The organism is Agrobacterium sp. T29, assembly GCF_006970545.1.
GTDB classification, from domain to species: Bacteria; Pseudomonadota; Alphaproteobacteria; order Rhizobiales; family Rhizobiaceae; genus Agrobacterium; species Agrobacterium leguminum.
On sequence record NZ_CP040641.1, the window covers coordinates 436,864 to 461,606 of the forward strand.

Sequence of the window (24,743 nt, forward strand, 5' to 3'; positions counted from 1 at the left end):
GACTCTTCCCACGGCGCAGACGCGCTGCGGCTGGATGCCGGATCAAGTCCGGCATGACGGATGAGAGCTCAGTGCAGCCTCATTTTTCCGCCTGCTCGAAAAGATCGTCCAATCGCGGTTTGGCGCGACCCGGCACGTCCACCGTCCGGTAGCTCTGCGGCAGGGTCGCCTCACCGACCTTGATCAGCATGACCATGCCCATGCCGTAATGCGGCGAGCATTTGATGCCGTAAAAGCCCGGCTTTTCAAAACCGGTCTCGAACTCGTCATTGATCCGGCTTTTGAAACCTTCGGCACCTTCCGGGATCATGCCATCGATGGTCGCGGCATTGTGGCTCTTGTGGGTAGGCACGAAGCGCACGCGGTCGCCGGGCGCTATTTCGAGAAAATCGGGTTCGAATACCATCGGGCCTTTTTCGCCCCGGTTCAGCATTTTCACCTCGAAGGTCTCGGCTGAAGCCTGAAGCGGAAAGCCCGTGACCGCCACGGCAATGACGGCAGCGGCCCAAAACAGGCTGGTCCTTGCGGCAGCGTTTGCGAGCGTCGTCAATGTCATCATCGTGCCAATACTTTCCTTGAATGCTCGGCCCGCCCGTGGGCCGGCAGAAACCGAATATGGGAAAAGCCGCCCTCATCCGTGGTGACGACGCATTCCACCCCGAAGACGGCGGCTATTCTCGCCGGTGTCAGAACCTCCCGCGGCGGACCGACCGCGATCATCTCGCCCCGATGCATGATGGCGACGCGATCGCAGAACATGGCGGCGTGATTGAGATCGTGCAGCGCCGCCACAACGGTCAGGCCTTGCCGGCGCACTAGATCGAGCAGACCGATCTGATGGCCTATGTCGAGGTGGTTGGTCGGTTCGTCCAGAAGCAGGATATGCGGCTCCTGCGTCAATGCGCGGGCGATATGCAGGCGCTGGCGTTCGCCGCCGGACAGATGGTGCCAGTTGCGCTCCGCCTTGTCGGCCATGTCGACATTGGCAAGTGCTGCATCAACAATGGCGTCATCCTGCTGCGACCAGGCGGAAAGCGGCCCGAGATAGGGCGTGCGCCCAAGCTCCACCGCCTGTCGTGCGGTGATGCGTTCGGTGGTTTCGGCCTGCTGCTCCACGAAGGCGAGCCGGCGGGCAAGGTCTCGCCGTCCCAATGAGGCAAGCGGCTCACCCCCGAGCGTAACGTGCCCCCGGCGCGGCTTGCGAATGCCTGCCAGCATGGAGAGCAGCGTGCTTTTGCCGGAACCGTTCGGTCCGATGATGCCGAGAAACTCACCGGAACCGACATCGAGCGAAACGCCGCGCACAATGTCGATATTGCCGGCGTGGAAATGCAGGTCGTGGGCGGATAATTTCATGAACGCCCCCTCTTCTGCCCGAGGATGAAGGCAAAGGCGGGCGCGCCGACGAGCGCGGTGATGACGCCGATGGGCAGCACTTGCCCCGGAATGACAATGCGCGAGAGAATATCCGCGACGATCATGAAAACCGCGCCGGTCAGCGCCGTCACCGGCAGCAATATACCGTGGCGAACGCCGACGAAGATGCGCGCGGCATGCGGAATGACGAGTCCCACGAAGCCGATGGAGCCGACCAGCGACACCATCGCAGCCGTCATGATCGCCGAAACGGAGATCAGCACCGCATAGACCCAGCGCACCGGAATACCAAGCGAGGCAGCCGCCTGACCGCCGAAGGCGAAGGCATCGAGCGCCCGGGCATACCAGAGACACACCGCAAGTCCCGCAAGGCTGACCGGCAGCGCCAGCCAGACATCCGGCCAGCGCACGCCCGAGAGGTTGCCCAGCAGCCAGAACATGATGCCGCGCGCCTGTTCCGCATTGGCGGATTTGGTGACGATGAAAGAGGTCATGGCATTAAACAGCTGCGACCCGGCCACCCCGGCCAGAATGATAGCGCTGTTGCCATGTCCCGCCCGCACTGCCAGAAGGCTGACCAGCGAAAACGCGACGAAAGCACCGATGAGCGCCCCGGCCGGCATCGTCAGGAACCCCGCTCCGAAGCCAAGCAGCGCGACAGCGACGGCACCGGTGGAGGCGCCGGCGGAAATGCCGAGAATATAAGGATCGGCAAGCGGATTGCGCAAAAGCGATTGCAGCACCGCCCCGGCCAGCGCCAAAGAAGCGCCGCAACAGGCGGCGACGACGGCGCGGCTGAGGCGGTAACTCCAGACAATGCCCTCATCCAGCGGTTCCAGCGGATAGGTCGCATGGAAGACGCGGTTGGCGATTGTTTTCGCCACGACGTCAAAAGGAATGGCAGTCTCGCCGATGGCCGCCCCGGCCATCAGCGCGACGAGCAGCAGGGCGAGCGCGGCAAAAGCCAGCCCTACCCTGCCGAGATGGGTGGAAAGACCGTTCACTTGGCGAGGCCGGCAGCCGAAATCGCCTCGGCCAGCGTTTCGATGCCTTCAATGGTGCGAATGGTCGGGTTCATCGCCTGCGCATCCATCTCGAATACATGTCCTTCCTTGACGGCGGGCATGATGCTGGCCACGGGATCGGTGGCGAGGAACTTCAGCTTGACGGCGACATCGTCAGCCGGGAAACGGCGGCGATCCATCTTGCCGGCAACGATGATGGACGGATTGGCCTTGGCGATGGTTTCCCAGCCGACGGTCGGCCATTCTTCATCGCTTTCGATGACATTCTTTAAGCCCAGCGCGGACATGATGTAGCCGGGGGCGCCATTGCGGCCGGCCACATAGGGATCGATATCCAGCTCGGCGCTGGAGAACCAGAAGACGGCCGAAAGCTTGCCGTTGGCGGAGGCGATCTTGGCGCGGGCGGCTTCTTCACGCTTCTTCAGATCGGCAACGACCTCTTCACCGCGATCCTGCACGTTGAAGATTTTGGCGAGATCGCGGATTTCCTGGTAGATCAGATCCATGGTGAAGACGGTGTTGCGCACGCCGTCGCCGCCGCCGGAATTATCCTTGCCCATGCAATCGGCGGGCGAGGTATAAACGGGAACGCCAAGCTCGGCGAATTGCGCCGGTGTTCCGACAACGCCTTCCGGGCCGATCTGCCACTGGAACTGCGTCGTCACGAGGTCCGGCTTCTTGCCGATGACCGCCTCGAAGCTCGGATCATTGTCAGCCAGACGCTCGACCCTGGCATTGGCCTCCTCGTAACCCTTCAGAACCGGACCGATCCACAGCGCCGTGCCGACCACCTTGTCGGCGAGGCCGAGGAGGTAAAGAACCTCGGTTGTGCTCTGGCCGACGGACACGGTGCGGGCGGGTGCCTGCTTGAAGGTGATGTCCTGACCGCAGCTGTTGATCGTCAGGGGATAGGTGGTTTCGGCAGCATTGGCGCCAGCGACAGGCAAAACCGCAAGCGCAGCGGCCAGAAAGCCGGCATGGGCCGGCAGGCGTCTAGAATGAAACATGTGTTCTCCAGTCGAAAGTAAATCTTATTCCAGAGCAGCAGGCGTCAGAACGCGCAGCAACAGCGGGACGTCTTGTACGGAGAACGGCAATAGGACGCAAACGAAATGTTATGAAATAACATTACAACCTCCCCCTCCGGGCTTCCCCGCCCGTAACGATGGTCTATATTTCGACGGCAGGTCTCCTGGCTCACGGATTTGCGTCACTCATCTGCCTTCCCGCATTCCGGAGAATACAGTGGCATGACGCCTTGAAGCGTCACGGGGATGAACGACAATCCGCTTACAGTTGCGGGGGCAGCCACGGCATTGGGCGAAAAAGTTCGCCCGCACCATGTTCCCTATTAATCCCTTCGCCTTTCGGCTGCAGGAACCGTCGCTTTCTCACATAAGGGGCAAGAGGCGGGGCGTCAATTGCGATAGTGCCGCACCTCAGCACAAAGACGGGCCCGCCAGGGCGAAAATCTTTGCGGAACCGGAGCCTGCCGGTTGCGGCGCGCCTTTCGACATGGCGGTGAGCGTTTCGATCACCACCAGCCCGGATTGCGCCAGGAACTCGGTCAGAAGACCGCTATCCCGCACGGCATCGAGACGGACAAGCTGATCGTCGAGATCGGAAAAATGTCGCCTCACCAGCGCAATCGCATCCGCCTCGTCACCGGCAACGACCGGACCGACAATATGACCCCGCCCCGCAGCACGCCGCAATGCAAAGGCGGCAAGACGATCGGCCTCGAACAGGCCGTAACCCGTATTTTCCCGGAGAAGGCGTTGCAGGACACCCCGGCGCGAAACACCGAAAGCCGCCCGATCCAGATCCGCCACGGCGGACAAATGATCCTCGGACAGCGGCTCGATTCTCTGTTTTCTTCCAAGCGTCGGCATCTCGGCAGGACAGCGCGCCTTGCCGCGCAGGAGATGTACTTTCTCCATATCTCCGGAAAAACCCAGCCGTGCGAAAAGCCGTCGCGAGGCTTCCGTGGCGTTCAACCGCAGGGCGGCTTCAGGGTAGCCCGCAATGAGCTGGCCCACCAGCCATGGTGCGACGCCCTGCCCCTGCAAACGAGGGGAAACGATGACCATGCCGACCGTGGCGAAACCCTCATCATAAGGAAACAGCATTGCCGTTGCGACAACGCGATCGATTTCGTCAAGCGCGGCAAGGCCGACGCCGCACTGCCGCAGGAAACACCATTCGTTCGCGTGATATCGCCATCCGACAGCCATGGACAAAGCATGCAGATGATCGGCCTCTACATCGGCGATATCCACTGTCCGCAACTCGAAACTATCGACTTTGAGCAGCTCCATGACAAACGGCTCTCATTCCCTCCGGCGCGGAACCTTGATCCCGGCAGCCCAGCTCACGACATCCGAAGATAACCAGCCTCGTCAGCAGGAATTTTCCGAAAGCGCTGGAAGGACACAACAATCTACTGAAATCACCCGTATTTCAGCAGATAAACGCCGCAGGCCGCTCTAAGCTTTTCGGCGTTGAAGCGACGGAGACAGCCATGAACGCAATCGACATTCTGGAGCGTCTTGTCGGCTTCCCGTCGGTGGTCGGAACCGCCAATGGCGACATCGCCGGATGGATCGCCGATTATCTGGAAAGCCACGGCGCGAAAGTATCGCTGCTTGCCGGCCCGGAAGGCGACCGCGCCAATCTCTTCGCCAGCTTCGGCCCGACCGATGCCAGCGGATACATCCTGTCCGGCCATATGGATGTGGTGCCTGCCGGTGAGCCGGAATGGTCCTCCGATCCCTTCACGCTCAGAGCCGAGGGCGAGCGCCTCTACGGACGCGGAACCACCGACATGAAAGGGTTTCTGGCCACGGTTCTCGCCGCAGCACCGGCATTTTCACGCATGGCGCTGAAGCGGCCCGTTCACATCGCTTTTTCCTATGACGAGGAGGCGGGCTGCCGCGGCGTTCCGCATCTCATCGCCCGATTGCCGGAACTATGTGCAAAACCGGCGGGCGCGATCATCGGCGAACCGAGCAATCTGCGCGCCGTGCGCGCCCACAAGGGCAAGGCCGCCGCACGCATCGCCATTCGCGGCCGCTCCGGCCATTCCTCGCGGCCGGATCAGGGCGTGAACGCCATTCATCTGATGACCGGCATCATGGCAAAGGCGGTCGAGACCGCACAGGCTCTCACCGAGGGTCCCTTCGAAGCGACGTTCGAGCCGCCCTATTCCTCCCTGCAGATCGGCACGGCGAAAGGCGGACAGGCGATCAATATCATCCCCGATCTCTGCGCCATCGAACTGGAAGCGCGGGCGATTGCTGGCGTGTCGCCGGTCGCCCTGCTCCAACCGGTGCGCGACGGCGTCGAAGCGCTCGCCGCCAGGGGTATCGACATAGAATGGACGCCGATGAGCGATTATCCGGCGCTCTCCCTTGCCGCCGATGCGCCGCTCGTGAAACTTCTGGAAGAATTGACCGACGCGCCCTGCATCGCCGCCGTCAGCTATGGCACGGAAGCCGGGCTTTTTCAGGCGGCCGGCATCGACGCCATCATCTGCGGACCGGGCGATATCGGCCGCGCCCACAAACCGGACGAATTCATAACGGCCGGCGAATTGTTGGCCTGCCAGTCAATGCTGGAAACACTGGCGAACCGCTGCACGGTTTAAACCTTCGTAACCACGGATTTCAGATGACTTTCTTCTTCAATTCCGACGCGAAGCGCGGCGAGATTTTCCGGCAGGCTCTGGCCCGCGACCTGCCGGAACTACCCTTTTCGATGGATGCCGAAAGCGTCGATCCGGATGCGGTTCGATACCTCATCACCTGGACCGTGCCTGATGATATCGGCCGCTACCGCAATCTCGAAATCCTGTTTTCCATCGGTGCGGGCGTCGATCAGTTTCACATCGATGCCGTCCCTGCGCATGTAAAAGTCGTGCGCATGGTGGATGAAGGCATCATCCGCATGATGCAGGAATATGTGAGCCTCGGCGTGCTGGCGCTTCACCGCAACCTGCCGCTCTATTTGAAGCAGCAGCGCCAGCAACTCTGGAAGGCCCTGCCGCAGCGTCAGGCAGAAGACTGCCGGGTGGGCGTTCTCGGCCTCGGCATGCTGGGCGTTGCGGCGCTGGAACGGTTGAAACCCTTCGGCTTTCCGCTCTCCGGCTGGAGCCGTTCACCGCGCGAGATCGATGGCGTGACCTGCCATCATGGCGAAGCCGGATTGTCCACGATCCTTTCGACCAGCGATATTCTCGTTTGCCTGCTGCCGCTGACCGACGAAACGACGGGACTTCTGAATGGCGAACGCCTGGGGATGCTTCCCGAGGGGGCGGGGCTGGTTCACGCCGGGCGCGGCAAACAGCTCGACCACGACGCCCTCATCGATGCGCTGGACAGCGGCAGGCTTTCGGGTGCCGTGATCGACGTCACCGATCCGGAACCGCTTCCGGAAGACCATGCCTTCTGGACGCATCCGAAAATTCTCCTGACGCCGCACATCGCCAGCGTCACCCAGCCGCATTCGGCAGCGCGCACCGTTGTCGAGAACATCAAACGATACCAATCCGGCCTCGAGCCGCTCGGCCTCGTCGACCGCAATCGCGGATATTGATCATACCGTTCCAGGAAAGGACACCCATGCCGCTTCTCAAGACCATCGACACGCACCCCGCCTTCGAACCGAAAGCCTCCAAGGCTCTGCCGGAACGCCTTATCTCCGGCGATCCGTCCTTCAAGACCTGGCCGCTGGACGAAGCCCGCAACGGCACCGTCCACACCGGCATCTGGGAAGCGACGCCGGGCGAAAGCCGTTCGATCAAGGGCGAAACCTTCGAATTCTGCCATATTCTCGAAGGCGTCATCGAAATCACGCCGGAAGGCGGCGAACCGCTGCGTTATACGGCTGGCGACAGCTTCGTCATGAAGCCGGGCTTCGTCGGCGTGTGGAAAACCATCGAAACCGTCCGCAAGATCTATGTTACGGTGAACGGATGAACTGGGAACCGGCCATTTTCGAAATCACCCGCGACGGCTACGTGCTGAGCACCGATCCGGCACGGGTGGATTTCGATCTGGTCCATGGTTTTCTCGCCCGCGATTCCTACTGGGCGCAGGGAATGACCGCCGACCGGCTGAAGCGGGCGCTTTCGCATTCGCTGCCGGTCGGCGTTTACGCCCCTGACGGCTCCATGGCCGCCTTCGCCCGTCTGGTGACGGATTATGCCGTTTTCGGCTATCTGCGCGATGTCTTCACGGTGGAGGATCATCGCGGTCGCGGCCTTGCGTCGTGGATCGCCACCGAGATACGCAAACACCCGGAGCTTTCGACGGTATCGAGCTGGATGCTGGCGACCCGCGACGCCCATGGCGTTTACGAAAAGGCCGGCTATCGCGCAGCACCTCATCCCGAATATTACATGACGGTGCCGAAACCCGGCGAGGGTTGAACAACCCTCCCTATGGGTCACCCCGGCCATCCTCATAACCTGGGGCTATGACCCTTACCCCATAAATGCTTGGCCCTTTTCCGGTCCCGATGACAGCATCGTCCGGACTGGAAAAGGAGACGGAAGAGATGGGATATCGCATCGGCGTCGATGTGGGCGGGTCGTTTACGGATTTTGCCGTGTTCGACGATGGGACCGGCTCGCTTTCCACCCTGAAGGTGTTTTCCCGCCCCGATGCGCCCGGAGAAGAAATCCTTCTCGCGCTCGATACGCTGAAAAAGCGCGACGGCATCGAAGCTAAGGACGTCTCCTACTTCACCCATGGAACCACCGTCGGCGTCAACACCGTGATCCAGCGCAACGGCCAGAACGTCGCGCTGTTCACCACCGAAAATTTCGAGGACGTGCTGGGCGTTGCACGCCTTAAAATTCCGCAGATCCACAATCTCTATTCCGTGCGGCCGGAACCGCTCATCCCGCGTGAACGGGTTTTCGGCATAGCCGAGCGCATGCTGGCGACCGGCGAGGTAAAGCTCGCCCCGAACGAAGAGAATGTGGCGCAGGCTGTCGCCGGCGCACTTGCCGCCGGTTGCGACGGTATTGTGCTCGCCTTCCTGCATTCCTACCGCAATCCCGAAAACGAACTTGCCGTGAAGGCGATGATCGAACGCATCGCGCCGCAATTGCCGGTGGTCTCCTCTGCCGAGACATGGCCGATCATCCGGGAATATGAGCGCACCGTCACCGCCGTCATCAGCGGTTATGTCCAGCCGCGCGTCGCACATTACCTCGACCGTTTCGAAACGGTGCTGCGCGGGCAAGGCATTGCCTGCCCGCTGCTCATCACCAAGACCAATGGCGGCGTCATGGGCATCGATCAGGCGCGGCGGGAATGTGTGCAGATGATCCTGTCGGGCACCGCTTCCGGCGTCATCGGCGCGGGTTATCTGGCAAAGGCCAGCGGCTTTGAGCGAGTGATGAGCCTCGATATCGGCGGCACCAGCGCCGATGTGGCCGTTATCCTTGATGGCGAGGCCCAATATGGGGTCGGCGAGCTGATCGGCGATTTCCAGATTCATGTCCCCTCCGTTTCGGTCAGCTCCGTCGGCCAGGGCGGCGGCTCGGTCGCATGGGTCGACAGCCTCGGGCTGTTGCAGGTCGGGCCTGAAAGTGTCGGCTCGACGCCGGGGCCGGCCTGTTACGGACGCGGCGGCGACCGCCCGACGATCACGGATGCCATGGCGGCCGCCAATCTCATTGGCCATATGCCGCTCGGTTATGGCGCGGTGACCGTCGATCACGCCGCGTCGCGCGCCGCGCTCTCGCCGCTCGCTGAAAAACTCGGCCTTTCCGTCGAGGCGCTCGCCGGCAACATCGTCGATATCGCCGTCTCCGGCATGTATGCGGAGGTGAACGCCCTCACCTCCCGTTTCGCCATCGACCCACGCGAATTTCACCTCTTCGCTTTCGGCGGCGCCGGCGCGATGCTCGCCTGCTTCCTCGCCCGCGAGCTGGACATGAAGGGTGTGGTGGTGCCGCCCACCCCGGGCGTCGTTTCCGCGCTCGGCGGCCTGATTGCCGATCTGAAGAACGATTTCATCCGCACCACCTATTGCGATGTGAACGACAGGGAGGCCTCCGATCTCGCCCCCCTTCTCGCCGAAATGCAGGAAACCGGCCGCAACTGGCTGAAGGAACAGGGTTTTGACGGCGATTGCGAGATGCGGCTTTCCGCCGACATGCGCTACCGCGGCCAATCCTACGAAATCGAAACAACGCTCCAGCCGGAATGGCTGGGCAGCGGCGACGCCGGTGCGATAAACGGGGCTTTCCATGAGGAGCATGCTCGCCTCTACGGTCATTCCGATGAACGGGCGGCGGTGCAGATGGTCAATCTCAGACTTGTCGTCTCCGGGAAAACACCGAAGCCGCCGCTTCGCGAGACAGGCGTGGCCACTGGCCCCGCAACGCCGCGCTTTCACACGAAAGGCTGGTTTGGCGGCATGGAGCACGACTTGGCGATCTATCATCGTGACGATCTGGCGAGCGGTCACGATTTCGACGGCCCCGCCATCGTCCTTCAGGACGATACCACCACCGTCGTGCCGCCCGGCTTTTCGGTCCATGTGGACCGTTTCGGCAATCTCGTCATTACCAAGCGGGAGTTTTGACCCATGACCATCGATCGCCGCAATCTCAAGGTGCTCGCCAATTTCTGCTCGGCCGCCGCCGATGCCATGGCCTTTACGCTGATGCGCACCGCCCATTCCGCCTTCGTCAAGGAGACCGAGGATTTTTCCTGCCAGGTGGTGACGCGCGAGGGGCTGGCCTTCGCCAATCCCCGGCAATTCGGCGCGCCCTGGTATAGCGGTATCGACTACGCGCCGCTGCTTTCCATGTTCGAGGAATATGAAGAGGGCGATATCTGCATCACCAACGATCCCTATAGCGGTTTCGTCGCCACTCACTCTCCAGATATCCACATCTGGAAACCGGTCTTCCATGAGGGCAAAATTGCCTGTTTCGTGGTTGGACACATCCACAATACCGATGTCGGCGGCGCGGTTCCCGCCTCATTGTCCCGCTCGCTTTCCGAAATCGAGCAGGAAGGCCTGCGCATCCCGCCGGTCAAGCTCGTGCGCAAAGGCAGGCTCGATCCCTTCATCATCGACATGATGAAGGCCAATGTCCGCATGCCGGAGCAGAATATCGGCGACCTCCACGCCCAGATCGCCTCCGTCAATATCGGCGAACGCAAGATGCAGGAGATCGTCGCCCGTTTCGGCTTTGACGATTTTCTGGACGGTGTGCGCCAGATTTTCGACTATGCGGAAGAGCAGACCCGGCAAATCCTCACCCGGGTGCCCGATGGCGACTATTTCTTTGCCGATTATGCCGATGAGGATTCCGTCGGCGGGCGGCCATGCCGCGTGGCGCTGACGCTGAAAATCCGCGGCGGCGAAGCCGTCCTCGATTATACCGGCAGCGACCCGCAGCTCGGCTCGTCGCTGAACATGCCAACCGGCGGCCGCGAGCGGCATTCACTCGTCATGGTCGGACTGACCTATGTGCTTTATACGCTCGATAACAGCCTGCTCCTGAATGCCGGCACCCTGCGCCCGGCGCGGGCCGTGCTGCCGGAAGGCACGATCGTCAATTGCCAGCGCCCGGCCGCCGTCGGCATGCGTTCGCTGACCTGCGCCATGACCCAGATCGTCACCATCGGCGCTTTTGCAAAGGCGCTGCCGGAGCTTATTCCCGCCGCCTCACCCGGCGGAAACGCCATCATGAACATCAAGACCAGCGACAGGAACGGCCGCCCGGTCATGGCCTCCATCGGCCCGGTCGGCGGCGGCGGCGGCGGCACGCCCTTCTGCGACGGCAGCGACGGCGCGGGCGGCGCCACCGGTTTTCTGCGCAACACGCCGATTGAAATCAGCGAAGCGGAAGTACCGATCCTTTTCCGCCGTTATGGGCTGCAACGCGACACCGGCGGGGCGGGCCGTTTTCGCGGCGGGCTTTCGGCTGTCATGGAGTTTGAAATATCCTCCCCGGAAACGGTGGTCACGGCCCGCAACCGCAACCGTTCGGTGATGGCGAGCTGGGGTGTCAATGGCGCAGGTCCGGGGCTGATTTCCCGCTTCCTCCGCAATCCCGATACCGAGGGCGAAATCTCGCTCGGCAATACCGATATCGTTCATTGCGGTCCGGGCGATGTCATTCGAGTCGTTGGACCGGGAGCCGGCGGTTACGGCGACCCCTTCACCCGCCCGCAGCAGGCCGTGCTGCGCGATGTGCGGCGTGGTGCGGTCTCGGCAGAAAATGCTGCGAGACACTATGGGGTGGTGCTCAACGGTGACGAGATCAATGAGGAGGCGACGGCTGCCCTGCGCGCCTCGCCGCGCCGGAAGACGGACGATATCATTAGCTACGGACCGGAGCGGCTCGCCTTCGAGGCGGTATGGACCCGGGAACGTTATGATCTTCTGACGCAATTCCTGCAAAAATCGCCCGTGGGATGGCGCTTTTTCCTGAAACACCGGGTGTTTGAAGCGGTCGAAAACGAGGGCGATGATCCCCGCCCCCTTAGCGAGCGGATGGCCGGGATTTTCGACCGGATAAGCGCCCGCTACGGCGTTTGACCTGCGGCATATACCGGCCGCCGAAGATTGCGCTGTCTGCCGGTGGCAAAACAGGATTTTCATTCACCGCCCGCGCCGCAGTCGGTCGATGCTGCTTGCCATCAGGGATTAGCGTTGGGGCATATCCAAAGAGGATTCCACATGACGCTCAGCTTCGATCCAGACAGCTTATCCCTGCCGATCGGCCACTTCATCGGCGACCGGCTGGTTCCAGCGGCAAACGGCATCGACATGCACCGCCCTTCGGACGGCATCGAATATGCCGGTTGCCCCAAGGCGGATGGGGCCCTGGTCGATGAGGCAGTACAGACTGCCAAGGCCGCGTTGAAGAGCAGCAACTGGGGCGGCGTGCGCCCGCGCGAGCGCACAAAGGTCTTGCAGCGCTGGGCCGACCTGATCGAACAGGAAGCCGAGACGCTGGCGAAAATCGAGGCGCTGTCCTCGACACGACCGGTGGGCCAGCTGATCGCCGGCGATATCGCCGTCACCGCCGAACAGATCCGCTTCTTCGCCGAATTCGCGGACAAGGAAGGCGGCGATCTGGTGCCGACCGACGATGCAAGCCTCGGCATGATCATGACCGAACCCTATGGCGTCGTCGGCGCCATCACGCCGTGGAATTTCCCCGTCTCCATGGCCGGCTGGAAGCTCGGCCCCGCGCTCGCGGCAGGCAATGCCGTGGTGCTGAAACCATCGGAAATGACGCCCTTCTCCAGCATCTTCATGGCGCAGCTGGCGATCAAGGCCGGATTGCCGGCAGGTCTCATCAACATCGTGCTGGGCGACGGGCCCGTGACCGGCAATGCCATCACCGGACACCCTGATATCTCCAAGGTCAGCTTCACCGGCTCCACGGCCGCGGGTTCGGCCATCATGGCCAATATCGCCCGCACCGGCATCAGGCCCATGACGCTGGAACTCGGCGGCAAGAGCCCGCAACTCGTCTTCGCCGATGCCGATATCGAGAAGGCGGCGGCGGCAATTGCCGGCAATATTCTCTCCAATGCCGGGCAGGCCTGCGTGGCCGGTTCCCGCATCATCGTTGAGGAAAGTGCGGCAGATGCCCTTTCCGCCGCGATCATCGCCCGCATGAAGGCGGTGAAGCCCGGCCCGACATGGGACGAGACGACGCAATATTCACCTATTATTTCCGAGGTGCAGCGCAAACGCATCGACGGTATCGTGCGGGCCGCGGTCGCCCATGGCGGCGAATGCCTGACGGGCGGCGCGATCATGGACGGCCCCGGCTATTTCTACCAGCCGACGCTGATCGCCAATGTCGACCAGACATCGCCCGCCGTCACCGAAGAAATCTTCGGGCCGGTGCTGACGCTGCAGACATTCCGGACGGAAGAAGAGGCTCTGGCGCTTTCCGATCATCCGACTTACGGTCTGGCGGCGGGTCTTTTCAGCCGTGATATCTCGCGTGTGATGCGCCTGTCACGCGCCATTCAGGCGGGAACGATCTGGGTCAACCGTTACGGCCGCTCCCGCGACCACATATTACCGACAGGCGGTTACAAGCGCTCCGGCATCGGCAAGGATCTCGGCCGCGAGGCCTATCTCGCCAACCGCAAGAGCAAAAGCGTCCTTATCGGACTGTAACAGGGGAAATGTCTTGAAAACGCATCGCATCGCACTCATTCCCGGAGACGGCATCGGCAAAAGCGTGACGGACGCCGCATGGCAGGTGCTCAACGCCGCCGCCAAAACCTCCGGTTTTGCGCTTGAAGGAACGGAATTCCCCTGGTCCTGCGCCTTCTACAAGGAAACCGGCGTGATGATGCCGAAGGACGGCATCGAAACACTGCGCGGCTTCGACGCCATTCTGCTCGGCGCAGTCGGTTGGCCGGCGGAAGTGCCGGACTCGGTCTCGCTGCACGGCCTGCTGCTGCCGATCCGCAAGGCTTTCGTGCAATATGCCAATATCCGCCCGCACCGGCTTCTGCCCGGCGTGCAGGGGCCTTTGAAGGCCGATGGCTTCGACATTCTCTGCATCCGCGAGAACACGGAGGGCGAATATTCCGGCGCCGGTGGCCGCGTGCATCAGGGCACCGACGATGAAGTTGCGGTCGAAACCTCGATCTTCACCCGCAAGGGTGTGGAGCGCATCCTGCGCTTCGGCTTCGAACAGGCGCAGAAGCGTCGCGGCAAGCTTGCCTCCATCACCAAGTCCAATGCCCAGAAATATTCGATGGTGTTCTGGGACGAGGTGACTCACAAGCTCGCCACCGAGTATCCAGACGTCGAGGTTTCCAGCTACCACATCGACGCCATGGCGGCCCGCATGGTTATGGCCCCGGAAAGCCTCGATGTCGTCGTCGCCTCCAACCTCTTCGGCGACATTCTGACCGACCTCGGCGCAGCCATTCAGGGCGGCCTCGGCTTTGCCGCCTCCGCCAATATCAATCCCGACCGCAGCGCGCCTTCGATGTTCGAGCCGGTGCACGGTTCGGCCCCGGATATCGCCCATCTCGGCATCGCCAACCCCATCGCCGCCATCTGGTCCGGCGCGATGATGCTCGAGCATCTCGGCGAAAAAGACGCGGCCGTGCGTATCATGACGGCGCTGGAAACGGCGACCGGCCGGGGTATCGGCACTGTGCCGGGCAAGGACAAGACAGACGCCATCACCGCCGCGGTTCTCGCGGCACTCGACTGATTTCGGAGAATTATGATGCAGGGTTTGAAGGACAAGGAACTCTTTCGCCAGACGGGCTTGATCGGCGGCGCATGGAAGGCGGCGGCATCGGGCAAGGCGGTCGACGTGATCGACCCGGCGACGCAGGCGGTCATCGGCACCGTGCCGGATATGGGCGGCGCGGAAACCCGTGCGGCAATCGAAGCCGCCAATGCCGCCTTCGGACCGTGGAAGAAAAAGACCCACGCGGAGCGCGCAGCGCTTCTGGAAAAATGGTTCGCGCTGATGATCGACAATGTCGACGATCTCGGCCTGATCCTGACCACCGAACAGGGCAAACCGCTGGATGAAGCGAAGGGCGAAATCCGCTACGGCGCATCCTTCGTCAAATGGTTTGCTGAAGAGGCCCGGCGTATCAGTGGCGGCACCATTCCTTCACCGACGCCGGATCGGCGTATCGTGGTGCTGAAAGAAGCAGTCGGCGTCTGCGGCATCATCACCCCGTGGAACTTCCCGAACGCCATGATCACCCGCAAGGTCGCGCCAGCACTTGCGGCCGGCTGCACCGTGGTCATCAAACCTTCGGAATTCACGCCCTATTCGGCCCTGGCGCTCGGCGTGCTCGCCGAACGGGCCGGCATTCCCGCGGGCGTCATCAACATCGTCACCGGTATGCCGACGGAAATCGGCAACGAAATCATGGCCAACGAGACGGTGCGGAAAATTTCCTTCACCGGCTCCACCCGTGTCGGCTCGCTTTTGATGCGGGGGGCTGCCGACAGCGTCAAACGCCTGTCACTCGAACTGGGTGGCAACGCGCCCTTCATCGTTTTCGACGATGCCGATCTCGATCTCGCCATCGAAGGCGCGCTGGTTTCGAAATTCCGCAACGGCGGCCAGACCTGCGTTTGCGCCAACCGCATTCTCGTGCAGTCGAGCGTTTATGACGCGTTTGCGAAAAAACTGGCGGATCGTGTCGACGCCATGCGGGTCGGACCCGGAACGGAAGCAGGCGTTTCCATCGGCCCGATGATCAACGAGCCGGCCATCGCCAAGATCCGCGCCCATATCGATGACGCGGTCTCCAAGGGTGCGAAGATCATCACCAGGCCGCACGATCTGCCGGAAGGTCCGCAATATACCGCCCCCGTGGTGCTGACCGGCGCCACGACCGGGATGCGGCTGGCAAGCGAAGAAACCTTCGGACCGGTAGCACCGCTCTTCCGTTTCGAGACGGAAGAAGAAGCCATCGCCATCGCCAACGGTACGCCCTTCGGCCTCGCCGCCTATTTCTATACCGAAAGCCTGAAACGCGCCTGGCGCGTGGGTGAGGCGCTGGAATTCGGCATGGTCGGCCTCAACACCGGCGCGATCTCCACCGAAGTCGCCCCCTTCGGCGGCGTCAAACAATCCGGCCTCGGCCGTGAGGGCGCACAGGTCGGCATCGAGGAATATCTGGAGATCAAGACGTTTCATATTGGCGGGCTTTCCTGAGCCCGCTTCCTTCTCCCCGCCTAAAGGGCCGCTCTGCGGCCCTTCTTTTTGTGTGGAGGCAATAAAACGGCCGGACAGCTGCTGTTAGACTGATGGAACGCCCACAAACCTCTCCTCCGTCATGCTCGGGCCTGTCCCGAGCATCTGCTACCGATTGATTTTACGATAGGTGGACAGATCCTCGGGACAAGCAACCGTGGATCTACTGTGCGAATGCCGGGTCTGATCGAGCGATTGCGTTGAGGATTGTGATGAGCTTTCGCACGGTTGCGATGATGGCGAGTTTGAAAGGCTTGCCGCGCATTCTGAGCCGTTGATAGAAGCCGCCAAGAACAGGGTCTCTGACCTTGATGGCGCTGAGTACGGCCATATAGGCGATGTCGCGCAGATGTTTTCTGCCCCCTGCACATCGCCCGTTTCGTTCGGTTGCGCCCGACTGGCGAGCATAAGGCGCCACCCCGACAAGGGCGGCGGCGACTTTTGCAGAGACTTTTCCCAGCTCCGGCATGTCGGCAAGCAACGCCGTTGCCAGGACCGGCCCGACGCCGGTGACCTGGCGAAGGCGGGCATGGCTTTTGCGCAGCCTCGGCGTCTGCGTCAGCACATCGTCGATTGCCGCATCCAATGTGGCAATATCCTGTGCGATGGTCCGCAGACGCTCCTCGATCAGGTCGCGCACCAGCGGTTCGTCGATGGTGTCGAGCTGGCTGACGAGCCCACTCCTTTCGGCCAGCAGGCGCCGGCGGTGGGCGCTGATCGCATGCATCCTGCGGCAAGCCGGATCAGGCGCGTAGGGTGTGAGGTCACGCCGCACCGCCGCCAGATAACGCGCAATCATGGCCGCATCGATGCGGTCGGTCTTGGCCAGCTGGCCGATGGCGCGGGCAAAGCTGCGCACGCGGGCGGGGGCGACGATATAAACCTCAAGGCCGGCGGCATGAAGACCATCGGCCAGCCTACTTTCATAGCCGCCCGAGGCTTCGAGGCCGACGGCGACCGGCCCCAGCTCCCAAAGACGCCGGGCAAGCTGCGTGATCTCGTGCGGTGACGAACCGCAACGAAAGCTTTTACCGGCGGGGTGGATATGGATGTCGAAATACTGCTTGGAAACGTCAATGCCGACGACGGCGATATCGTGTATCATGGCCTTGCTCCCAGGCTTGTGGTGCGGGCAAAAGCCCGATCAACCGTTCGGGGTCAAAGGGAGCAGGCAGGGCCTTGCTTGTCCTCGGCTGTCTAAACCAGCCCGAAAAAACGGCCGCCTGCCTGCATCAGCCGGGTTTGCGATGCCCGGCTGATGCATCCAGTAAACCACAAATCCTCCACACAAGCCCGAGGATGACGTCGAATGTGGAGGATGGTTCGTAAGAAGCCTGAGCGACAGGAAGCGACCGCACTCTACTGAATCTTGTCCAGCATCTTGTAATAAAAGCCCACCAGCGGCAGGAACCACGGCTTGCCGAAATGACCCGGCACCGCCGGCCATTCCAGTCCCTTCAGCGGGTTGTTATCCGGCCGTCCGAGAATGGCGTCGGCCATGATCATGCCGAGATGGGTGGAAAGCTGCGCACCGTGGCCGGAATAGCCCATGGCGTACCAGACGCCGTCATGGAAACCGGCGCGCGGATAACGGTCCTTGGTCATGTCCACCAGACCGCCCCAGCAATAATCGATCGGCACATGGACAAGCTGCGGGAAGATGCGATGCAGGCTTTCCGTCAGTATCGCACCGCTTTTGGCGTCTGAACGCTGGTCCGACGTGGCGGAAAAGCGCGCACGGCCGCCGAAGATCAGCCGGTTATCCGGCGCGAGCCGGAAATAATTGCCGATATTCATCGAGTTGACATAGGTGCGGTTACCCGGAACCGAGGCCTGAACCTCGGCATCCGTCAGCGGCCGCGTGGCGATGATGAAACTGCCGACGGCGATGATGCGGCGACGGAAATAACCGAAGCCGGGCGGCGTGTAAGCGCCGGTCGCCACCAGAACATTGTCGGCCGTCACCTTGCCGCGCGAGGTTTCCAGTTCATGGGTCCTGCCGTTCTGGATGTGCTTCGTCACCGCCGCATTTTCGAAGATCACCGCGCCATGACGGCTGGCGGCTTCGGCAAGGCCGGCCACGTAGCGACCCATATGCATCATGGCGCTCTTCTTCGACAGCATGGCGCCATAAAAGGGCGAGCCGATCTCCGACTTGAGATCGGCTGCGGAAAGAAGCGCGGTATCGGGATCGACCTCGGCATGCAGCGCCTCGAAATTCTTCGCCAGCCCTTCGAAATGCTGCGGCTTGGAGGCGAGCTTCAGCTTGCCCGAGCGGCGGAAGTTGCAATCGATGCCCTCCTCCGCGATCAGCCCCTCCAGCGTATCGATGGAGGAATCGAGCGCCCTGTAGAGGGCGATCGCGCGTTCCTTGCCAAGCTCGGCCTTGGCGGAGAGATAGGAATGGGCAAGACCATTGTTGAGATGCCCGCCATTGCGGCCGGAGGCGCCCCAGCCGACCCGCTCCGCTTCAAGAACGACCACCCGCGCACCGGCCTTGGCCAGCTGGCGCGCGGCCCCGAGACCGGTGAAACCTCCACCGATGACGGCGACATCGTAATGACCTTCGACGGGACCTTGCGCGGCACCTGAAAATTGCGGCGCGGTATCGTGCCAATAGGAGACGAACTTCATGGTCCCGACCTTTCCTTACAATCCAACCACGCCTGCCAGGCCGGAAATATCGGCGATTTCGACATAACCGTAGTAGGGATTGGCGGGCTCGTGACCGCGATTGACCCAGACCTTGTTCTTGATGCCGAGATCATGGGCCGACATCAGGTCGTAACGGAACGAGGAGGAAACATGCAGCATGTCTTCCGGACCGCAGCCCAGCATGTCGAACATATATTCGAAAGCCTTGAAGCGCGGCTTGTAGGCCTGCGCCTGCTCGGCGGTGTAGACCGCGTGGAAGGGCGCACCGAGCTTTTCGACATTCGACATGATCTGCGAATTCATGGCGTTGGACAGGATGACGAGGGGAATTTCCTTCGCAACCTTGGCAAGCCCGGCCGGAACATCGGCATGCGGGCCCCAGGTCGGAACGCGCTCGTAAACGAAGGTGGCATCTTCATCCTTGAAGGCCACGCCATTGCGCTTGCAGCTGCGCGAAAGCGAATTGTGAACCACCTGGGCATAGGGCTTCCAGTCGCCCATGATCTCATCCAGACGATAGGCCGCAAAATTCTTGATGAACTGCTGCATCTGCGCTTCATCGAGACGATCGCCATAAAGATCGCGGGCGGCCTCTGCCATCTGGAAATTGATCAGCGTGCCGTAGCAATCGAAAGAGATGTATTTCGGGCGGAAGATGGTCATGTCGTCGTCATCCTTGCTTGGGGATCGGCCGTGCCGGAATGAATTGATCATAGAAAGCCTTTGCCCGGTCGACGCACCGCAATTGCCATTCGCGGAAGCAGATTGTTGCGTATGCAGCCGCCAGTTTGGCAGAGAGTTGCGTTGAGGCAAACCGGAAGCCGCCGCCGGTCCCCGGTTTACGGCCGGGTGCGGACAAGATGCGGCATAAGATGCGGCGGCGGATAAAAGCAACAGCGAAACATATCGAACCTTCCCATTTGTCGGGACAATCTTCTTTCGGCATCGGTCTATCAATGAATAAGCAGAAAAACGGAGTTCCGGCATGCAGGCGAGCCTGATCGATATCCAAACGTTTCAACCGGACCACCTCGACGCGGCTGTTGAACTTTCCCGCCAGGCCGGCTGGCCGCACCGGAAAGAAGACTGGGCGCTGGTCCTTTCCCTGAGCAAGGGGTTCGTCGCCCTGGAAAACGGGCGTGTCGTCGGAACCGCCATGGCGACAATTCTCGGAGACACCTGCGCCACCGTCAATATGGTGATCGTGGACGAGAGCATGCGCGGCCGCGGCCTTGGACGCCAGTTGATGGGCGCGGCAATGGACGCAGCAGAAAATCGCGAGTGCCGTCTTGTAGCCACGGCCGACGGCCTGCCCCTTTATGAAAAGCTGGGCTTCGCCGCCTGCGGCGAAGTGCTCCAGCATCAGGGCATTCCGGCCGCAACCGACAGGCCGGAAGGTGTCACCTGGGCGGAAACCATTGATCCGGCCGAACTCGCCGCGCTCGATGCGCAGGCTTTCGGTGCGGATCGCACGGCCCTTTTTGCAGCACTTGCCGAAAGGGCGCGTTTCGCACTCGTGCAGGAACAGGGCGTCATCAAGGGCTTTGCAGCACTTCGCGCCTTCGGGCGCGGCGAAGTCATCGGCCCGGTCGTGGCGGAAAATGCTGAAATCGCGAAAGAACTGATCGCATTCGTGTTTTCTGAACGTCCCGGCGCATTCCTGCGCGTGGATACTACCGCCGATACGGGCCTTGCCCCCTGGCTTGCCGAACGCGGTCTTGGCCATGTCGGCGGCGGCATCGCCATGCGCCGGTCGAAAACCGAAATCCCCGCTGACAAAAAACTGAAAACATTCGCATTGACCAGCCAGGCGCTGGGCTGAATCCGGAGAGACCCCATGTTAAGCAATTCACTGATCGAACTGGATCGCGCCCATCTGGTGCACCCTGTCTCCTCCTTCCGCGGCCATGAGAAGCTGGGCGTGCGGGTGCTGCAATCGGCAAAGGGCGCCACGGTCACCGACATGACTGGCCATCAGCTCATCGACGGTTTTGCCGGCCTTTGGTGCGTCAATGCCGGTTACGGCCATGACAGCATCGTCGAGGCGGCGGCAAAGCAGATGCGGGAATTGCCCTATGCGACGGCCTATTTCGACATTGGCAGCGAACCGGCCATCCGGCTGGCCTCGGAACTTGCCGACCGCGCGCCGGGCGATCTCAACCACGTCTATTTCACGCTTGGCGGTTCCGATGCGGTGGACAGCACCATTCGGTTCATCCGCTATTACTGGCATGCCAAGGGCCAGCCACAGCGCGACCAGTTCATTTCCATCGAACAGGGTTATCACGGCTCCACCACCGCCGGTTCGGGCCTCACCGCCCTGCCCGCTTTCCATGCCGGTTTCGGCGTGCCCTACGACTGGCAGCACAAAATCCCGTCGCACTACGCCTACCGTAACCCGGTGGGAAGCGACCCTGCCGCCATCATCGCATCCTCCCTGCAAATCCTGAAGGACAAGATCGAGACGATCGGTCCGGACCGCGTCGCCGCCTTCTATGCGGAGCCGATCCAGGGTTCCGGCGGGGTTCTCGTGCCGCCTCCCGGCTGGATCAAGGCCATGCGCGACCTCTGCCGGTCCTATGGCATCCTTTTCGTCGCCGACGAAGTCATCACCGGCTTTGGCCGCACGGGGCCGCTATTTGCCTGTGCCGACGAGGATATCGTGCCGGACTTCATCACCACCGCCAAGGGTCTCACCTCCGGCTACGTGCCGATGGGCGCCGTCTTCATGGCGGACCACGTCTATGATACAATAGCCGACTTCGCAGGCGAGGCCGCAATCGGGCATGGCTACACCTATTCCGCCCATCCCGTCAGCGCCGCCGTCGGCCTCGAAGTGCTGAAACTTTACGAGGGCGGGCTGCTGGAAAACGGCCGCCGCGCCGGTGAAAGGCTGATGGCGGGGCTTGAGAGCCTGAGAGGCCATCCGCTGGTCGGCGATGTCCGCGGGCGCGGCATGCTCGCCGCCGTCGAACTCGTGACCGACAAGGACAAGAAAACGCCGCTGCCGGCCGCTGCGGCCCCCGCACGCAAGGTTTTCGACCGCGCCTGGGAAAACGGTCTGATTGTGCGCGCCTTTGCGAACGGTATTCTGGGTTACGCGCCGCCCCTCTGCTGCACCGACAGCGAGATCGACGCCATCATCGAGCGGACGCTGAAGACCCTCGACCAGACGCTCGAAGACCCCGCGGTACGGGCCGCCATGGCCTGAGGCGATAGCCGGGTGGCGTTGCGGCACCCTCTCGAAATGTCGCAATGCACCGCATATTCGCAATATTCTGCCGAAGAGCCGATCCATTTCGGCGAATCCGGCGTGCCGAAAGTGCCAAACTATTAATGCAAACGGCACTAAACGCCATAAAAAAGGGCGTAATCGCAAATGGGAACGGGGCAAGGATCCCGTCCGGGAACAGAATAATCTGCCGCAGGCTCCCCAAGAGGCCGAGGCGGCAAAGCGGAGACCGACATTGCCCAAAAAACTGAGCGACTTCAAATATATGAGCTTCGACGTGGTGGGGACCCTCATCGATTTCGAAGGCGGCCTGAAATCGACGCTGGCCGCAATCGGCGCGGAAAACGGCGTGGAGGTCGATGGTGAAAAGACGCTCGCGCTTTACCGCGCGGCCCGTTATTCCGACGCGACCGACCTGTTTCCGGATGACCTCGTCCGCGTATACCTGATCATCGCTCCCGAACTTGGCCTACCGGCGGAACGCGCATTCGGTGAACGCCTGCGCGATGCGGCAAAAAGCTGGAAAGGCTTTGAAGACAGCCGCGCCGCCATGGCCGAGCTTGCCAAGACGCATCGCCTCATCGCGATGACCAACGCCCAGCGCTGGGCCTTCGAATATTTCTCGAAGGAACTCGGCAATCCCTTTCATGCCGCTTTCACGGCGGATGACACCGGCACCGAAAAACCCGATCCCGCCTTCTTCGAAAAGGTCTTTGCCTTTGTGGAAAGCGAGGGCGCGTCGAAGGACGACATTCTGCACGTCGCACAAAGCCAGTACCACGATATCGGCATTTCCCGGAAACTGGGCATGACAAATTGCTGGATCGAGCGTCGCCACGCCCAGAAAGGATATGGCGGTACGATCGAGCCGGAAAACTTTACCGAGCCGGACTACCACTTCACCTCCATGGCCGGCCTTGCCGAAGCAGTGAAACAGACGGGCGGCTGAGCCGCCCCGACAATGGCGTGCCGCGAACTGGGATGCGGCATGCCGGAAATTTCTTCTGACGCATTTCAACAAATCATACAAAAGGGGAAGACCATGAGTGACAGGATTACAAACTGGACCCGCTCCGACGATGCCGCCGTTGAACAGGCGATCCGACGCGGCGCAACGCGGCGTGAGCTGCTTCACATGCTGCTGGCGGGCGGCGTCGCCCTTTCCGCCGGTTCGGCCATCCTCGGCCGCGCTTCAAATGCCGTGGCCGCAACACCGGTTTCCGGCGGCACGCTGAAAGCTGCCGGCTGGTCCTCCTCCACCGCCGATACGCTCGATCCGGCAAAAGCCTCGCTTTCGACGGATTATGTCCGTTGCTGCGCGCTCTATAACCGTTTGAGCTTCCTCGATGTTTCCGGAACACCACAGCTGGAGCTGGCCGAAGCTATCGAAACGAAGGACGCCAAAACCTGGACGGTGAAGCTGCGTTCCGGCGTCACCTTCCACGACGGCAAGGCTCTGACGGCCGACGACGTGGTTTATTCGCTGAAGCGCCATCTTGATCCGGCCGTCGGTTCCAAGGTCGCAAAGATTGCCGCGCAGATGACCGGCTTCAAGGCTCTCGACAAGAGCACAGTCGAAATCACGCTCGCGAACGCGAATGCCGACCTGCCATCCATTCTGGCCCTGCACCATTTCATGATCGTTGCCGACGGCACCACGGATTTCTCCAAGGGCAACGGCACTGGCGCTTTCAAGCTCGAAAAATTCGAGCCGGGCGTGCGTTCGATCATGAGCAAGAACACCAATTACTGGAAGTCCGGCGGCCCTCACATTGACAGTTTCGAATTCATGGCGATTTCGGACGACAATGCTCGCGTCAACGCCCTTCTCTCCGGCGATATCCAGCTTGCGGCTTCGATCAACCCGCGTGCACTTCGCCTGCTCGACAAGCAGGAAGGTGTCGTTCTTTCCAAGACGACATCGGGGAACTACACCAACCTCAACATGCGTCTTGACCAGGCGCCGGGCAACAATGCCGATTTCATCGCCGGCATGAAGTCGATCGTCAATCGCGAGCAGATCGTCAAGGCGGCGCTGCGCGGTCTGGGTGAAGTCGGCAACGACCAGCCGGTTCCGCCGATGAACCCCTATCACAATCCCGACCTCAAGCCGAAAGCCTTCGATCCTGACAAGGCGAAGTTCCACTTCCAGAAGGCCGGCCTCATTGGCCAATCCATTCCGGTCATCGCATCGGATGCGGCAAGCTCTTCCGTCGACATGGCGATGATCATCCAGGCTTCCGCCGCCGAAATCGGCGTCAAGCTGGATGTGCAGCGCGTGCCTTCGGACGGTTACTGGAGCAATTACTGGCTTAAGGCGCCGGTCCATTTCGGCAACATCAACCCGCGCCCGACACCGGACATCCTGTTCTCCCTGCTCTACGCTTCCGACGCACCGTGGAACGAAAGCCAGTACAAGTCGCCGAAATTCGACAAGCTGATGCTCGAAGCACGCGGCATGCTCGATATGGACAAGCGCAAGCAGATCTACTTCGAACTGGAAACGATGATCGCCGACGAAGCCGGCACCATCATTCCCGCCTATATTTCGAACGTCGACGCCATCACCTCCAAGTTGAAGGGGCTGGAAGCCAATCCGCTCGGCGGCATGATGGGCTATGCCTTTGCGGAATACGTCTGGCTCGAAGCCTGATAGACCATGGAGCCGGGCGCGAAAATGCGCCCGGCAGCCTTTCCGTCATTGCGGAAA

Annotated in this window: 22 protein-coding genes and 1 riboswitch; of the genes, 13 read left to right on the plus strand and 9 right to left on the minus strand. The window is 61.6% G+C overall.

Features of this window, described 5'->3' with window-relative positions:
• Positions 1-79: 79 nt before the first annotated feature.
• The 5 genes from FGF54_RS16945 to FGF54_RS16965 all read right to left on the minus strand — a co-directional run bounded on the left by FGF54_RS16945 (position 80) and on the right by FGF54_RS16965 (position 4,720).
• Positions 80-559, minus strand: coding sequence for a pseudoazurin (locus tag FGF54_RS16945; protein ID WP_142780499.1), 480 nt, complete (start codon positions 557-559; stop codon positions 80-82).
• Entirely contained in the window at positions 556-1,356 is an 801-nt protein-coding gene (locus FGF54_RS16950) for an ABC transporter ATP-binding protein (protein ID WP_142780500.1), read from the minus strand. The genes FGF54_RS16945 and FGF54_RS16950 overlap by 4 nt, the downstream gene beginning before the upstream one ends.
• Positions 1,353-2,381, minus strand: coding sequence for an iron ABC transporter permease (locus FGF54_RS16955; RefSeq protein WP_142780501.1), 1,029 nt, complete (start codon positions 2,379-2,381; stop codon positions 1,353-1,355). The genes FGF54_RS16950 and FGF54_RS16955 overlap by 4 nt, the downstream gene beginning before the upstream one ends.
• Positions 2,378-3,409: an ABC transporter substrate-binding protein gene (locus tag FGF54_RS16960; protein ID WP_142780502.1), complete on the minus strand. Its 1,032-nt coding sequence runs from the start codon at positions 3,407-3,409 to the stop codon at positions 2,378-2,380. Before FGF54_RS16960 ends, FGF54_RS16955 begins: the two co-directional genes overlap by 4 nt.
• Before the next feature lie 157 nt (positions 3,410-3,566).
• A riboswitch (cobalamin riboswitch) is annotated at positions 3,567-3,802 on the minus strand.
• A gap of 39 nt (positions 3,803-3,841) precedes the next feature.
• Positions 3,842-4,720, minus strand: coding sequence for a GNAT family N-acetyltransferase (locus FGF54_RS16965; RefSeq protein WP_142780503.1), 879 nt, complete (start codon positions 4,718-4,720; stop codon positions 3,842-3,844).
• Positions 4,721-4,923: 203 nt separating this feature from the next.
• On the opposite strand from FGF54_RS16965, the gene argE reads away from it, so the two are divergent.
• From argE to FGF54_RS17010, 9 genes are all read left to right on the plus strand, one after another.
• Positions 4,924-6,048 (plus strand): acetylornithine deacetylase, encoded by a 1,125-nt coding sequence (gene argE, locus FGF54_RS16970; protein ID WP_142780504.1) that lies wholly within the window; start codon positions 4,924-4,926, stop codon positions 6,046-6,048.
• A 23-nt stretch (positions 6,049-6,071) separates the two neighbouring features.
• Complete coding sequence (locus tag FGF54_RS16975; protein WP_142780505.1) at positions 6,072-6,995, plus strand: glyoxylate/hydroxypyruvate reductase A; 924 nt, start codon at positions 6,072-6,074, stop codon at positions 6,993-6,995.
• A 26-nt stretch (positions 6,996-7,021) separates the two neighbouring features.
• Entirely contained in the window at positions 7,022-7,378 is a 357-nt protein-coding gene (locus FGF54_RS16980) for a cupin domain-containing protein (protein ID WP_035264219.1), read from the plus strand.
• Positions 7,375-7,830: a GNAT family N-acetyltransferase gene (locus FGF54_RS16985; protein ID WP_078053503.1), complete on the plus strand. Its 456-nt coding sequence runs from the start codon at positions 7,375-7,377 to the stop codon at positions 7,828-7,830. The genes FGF54_RS16980 and FGF54_RS16985 overlap by 4 nt, the downstream gene beginning before the upstream one ends.
• Before the next feature lie 128 nt (positions 7,831-7,958).
• Complete coding sequence (locus FGF54_RS16990) at positions 7,959-10,001, plus strand: hydantoinase/oxoprolinase family protein (protein WP_142780506.1); 2,043 nt, start codon at positions 7,959-7,961, stop codon at positions 9,999-10,001.
• 3 nt (positions 10,002-10,004) lie between these two features.
• Positions 10,005-11,972, plus strand: a complete 1,968-nt coding sequence (locus FGF54_RS16995) for a hydantoinase B/oxoprolinase family protein (RefSeq protein ID WP_142780507.1) — start codon at positions 10,005-10,007, stop codon at positions 11,970-11,972.
• Between the two features lie 141 nt (positions 11,973-12,113).
• Positions 12,114-13,577 (plus strand): aldehyde dehydrogenase, encoded by a 1,464-nt coding sequence (locus tag FGF54_RS17000; protein WP_142780508.1) that lies wholly within the window; start codon positions 12,114-12,116, stop codon positions 13,575-13,577.
• Positions 13,578-13,590: 13 nt separating this feature from the next.
• Positions 13,591-14,634, plus strand: coding sequence for a tartrate dehydrogenase (locus tag FGF54_RS17005; protein WP_142780509.1), 1,044 nt, complete (start codon positions 13,591-13,593; stop codon positions 14,632-14,634).
• A 15-nt stretch (positions 14,635-14,649) separates the two neighbouring features.
• Positions 14,650-16,107, plus strand: a complete 1,458-nt coding sequence (locus tag FGF54_RS17010) for an NAD-dependent succinate-semialdehyde dehydrogenase (RefSeq protein WP_003524657.1) — start codon at positions 14,650-14,652, stop codon at positions 16,105-16,107.
• Between the two features lie 202 nt (positions 16,108-16,309).
• Here FGF54_RS17010 and FGF54_RS17015 read toward each other — a convergent pair whose 3' ends face one another.
• The 4 genes from FGF54_RS17015 to FGF54_RS17030 all read right to left on the minus strand — a co-directional run bounded on the left by FGF54_RS17015 (position 16,310) and on the right by FGF54_RS17030 (position 19,822).
• Complete coding sequence (locus FGF54_RS17015; RefSeq protein WP_142778744.1) at positions 16,310-17,251, minus strand: IS110 family transposase; 942 nt, start codon at positions 17,249-17,251, stop codon at positions 16,310-16,312.
• A 254-nt stretch (positions 17,252-17,505) separates the two neighbouring features.
• Positions 17,506-18,780 carry an FAD-binding oxidoreductase gene (locus FGF54_RS17020; RefSeq protein ID WP_142780510.1) on the minus strand — a complete coding sequence of 425 codons (1,275 nt, stop codon included), beginning with the start codon at positions 18,778-18,780 and terminating at the stop codon, positions 17,506-17,508.
• A 15-nt stretch (positions 18,781-18,795) separates the two neighbouring features.
• Positions 18,796-19,464 carry a haloacid dehalogenase type II gene (locus tag FGF54_RS17025; protein ID WP_035221404.1) on the minus strand — a complete coding sequence of 223 codons (669 nt, stop codon included), beginning with the start codon at positions 19,462-19,464 and terminating at the stop codon, positions 18,796-18,798.
• A 7-nt stretch (positions 19,465-19,471) separates the two neighbouring features.
• Positions 19,472-19,822: a hypothetical protein gene (locus FGF54_RS17030; RefSeq protein ID WP_137004789.1), complete on the minus strand. Its 351-nt coding sequence runs from the start codon at positions 19,820-19,822 to the stop codon at positions 19,472-19,474.
• Between FGF54_RS17030 and FGF54_RS17035 the strand changes: the two genes are divergently transcribed.
• From FGF54_RS17035 to FGF54_RS17050, 4 genes are all read left to right on the plus strand, one after another.
• The gene (locus FGF54_RS17035) at positions 19,787-20,623 is read left to right on the plus strand and encodes a GNAT family N-acetyltransferase (protein ID WP_142780511.1); all 837 of its coding nucleotides are present in this window, start codon (positions 19,787-19,789) and stop codon (positions 20,621-20,623) included. The two genes, FGF54_RS17030 and FGF54_RS17035, sit on opposite strands and share 36 nt — an antisense overlap.
• Positions 20,624-20,638: 15 nt before the next feature.
• Positions 20,639-22,012: an aspartate aminotransferase family protein gene (locus FGF54_RS17040; RefSeq protein WP_142780512.1), complete on the plus strand. Its 1,374-nt coding sequence runs from the start codon at positions 20,639-20,641 to the stop codon at positions 22,010-22,012.
• 256 nt (positions 22,013-22,268) lie between these two features.
• Positions 22,269-22,982, plus strand: a complete 714-nt coding sequence (locus FGF54_RS17045) for an HAD-IA family hydrolase (RefSeq protein WP_142780513.1) — start codon at positions 22,269-22,271, stop codon at positions 22,980-22,982.
• 93 nt (positions 22,983-23,075) lie between these two features.
• Positions 23,076-24,686, plus strand: coding sequence for an ABC transporter substrate-binding protein (locus FGF54_RS17050; RefSeq protein ID WP_003524663.1), 1,611 nt, complete (start codon positions 23,076-23,078; stop codon positions 24,684-24,686).
• Positions 24,687-24,743 lie beyond the last annotated feature (57 nt).

Bases quoted from the DNA above. Each gene is read 5' to 3' on its own strand.
- FGF54_RS16945 (WP_142780499.1), bottom strand. From the start codon at position 559: ATGATGACATTGACGACGCTCGCAAACGCTGCCGCAAGGACCAGCCTG.
- FGF54_RS16950 (WP_142780500.1), bottom strand. From the start codon at position 1,356: ATGAAATTATCCGCCCACGACCTGCATTTCCACGCCGGCAATATCGAC.
- FGF54_RS16960 (WP_142780502.1), bottom strand. From the start codon at position 3,409: ATGTTTCATTCTAGACGCCTGCCGGCCCATGCCGGCTTTCTGGCCGCT.
- FGF54_RS16965 (WP_142780503.1), bottom strand. From the start codon at position 4,720: ATGGAGCTGCTCAAAGTCGATAGTTTCGAGTTGCGGACAGTGGATATC.
- argE (WP_142780504.1), top strand. From the start codon at position 4,924: ATGAACGCAATCGACATTCTGGAGCGTCTTGTCGGCTTCCCGTCGGTG.
- FGF54_RS16975 (WP_142780505.1), top strand. From the start codon at position 6,072: ATGACTTTCTTCTTCAATTCCGACGCGAAGCGCGGCGAGATTTTCCGG.
- FGF54_RS16980 (WP_035264219.1), top strand. From the start codon at position 7,022: ATGCCGCTTCTCAAGACCATCGACACGCACCCCGCCTTCGAACCGAAA.
- FGF54_RS16985 (WP_078053503.1), top strand. From the start codon at position 7,375: ATGAACTGGGAACCGGCCATTTTCGAAATCACCCGCGACGGCTACGTG.
- FGF54_RS16990 (WP_142780506.1), top strand. From the start codon at position 7,959: ATGGGATATCGCATCGGCGTCGATGTGGGCGGGTCGTTTACGGATTTT.
- FGF54_RS16995 (WP_142780507.1), top strand. From the start codon at position 10,005: ATGACCATCGATCGCCGCAATCTCAAGGTGCTCGCCAATTTCTGCTCG.
- FGF54_RS17000 (WP_142780508.1), top strand. From the start codon at position 12,114: ATGACGCTCAGCTTCGATCCAGACAGCTTATCCCTGCCGATCGGCCAC.
- FGF54_RS17010 (WP_003524657.1), top strand. From the start codon at position 14,650: ATGCAGGGTTTGAAGGACAAGGAACTCTTTCGCCAGACGGGCTTGATC.
- FGF54_RS17015 (WP_142778744.1), bottom strand. From the start codon at position 17,251: ATGATACACGATATCGCCGTCGTCGGCATTGACGTTTCCAAGCAGTAT.
- FGF54_RS17020 (WP_142780510.1), bottom strand. From the start codon at position 18,780: ATGAAGTTCGTCTCCTATTGGCACGATACCGCGCCGCAATTTTCAGGT.
- FGF54_RS17025 (WP_035221404.1), bottom strand. From the start codon at position 19,464: ATGACCATCTTCCGCCCGAAATACATCTCTTTCGATTGCTACGGCACG.
- FGF54_RS17035 (WP_142780511.1), top strand. From the start codon at position 19,787: ATGCAGGCGAGCCTGATCGATATCCAAACGTTTCAACCGGACCACCTC.
- FGF54_RS17040 (WP_142780512.1), top strand. From the start codon at position 20,639: ATGTTAAGCAATTCACTGATCGAACTGGATCGCGCCCATCTGGTGCAC.
- FGF54_RS17050 (WP_003524663.1), top strand. From the start codon at position 23,076: ATGAGTGACAGGATTACAAACTGGACCCGCTCCGACGATGCCGCCGTT.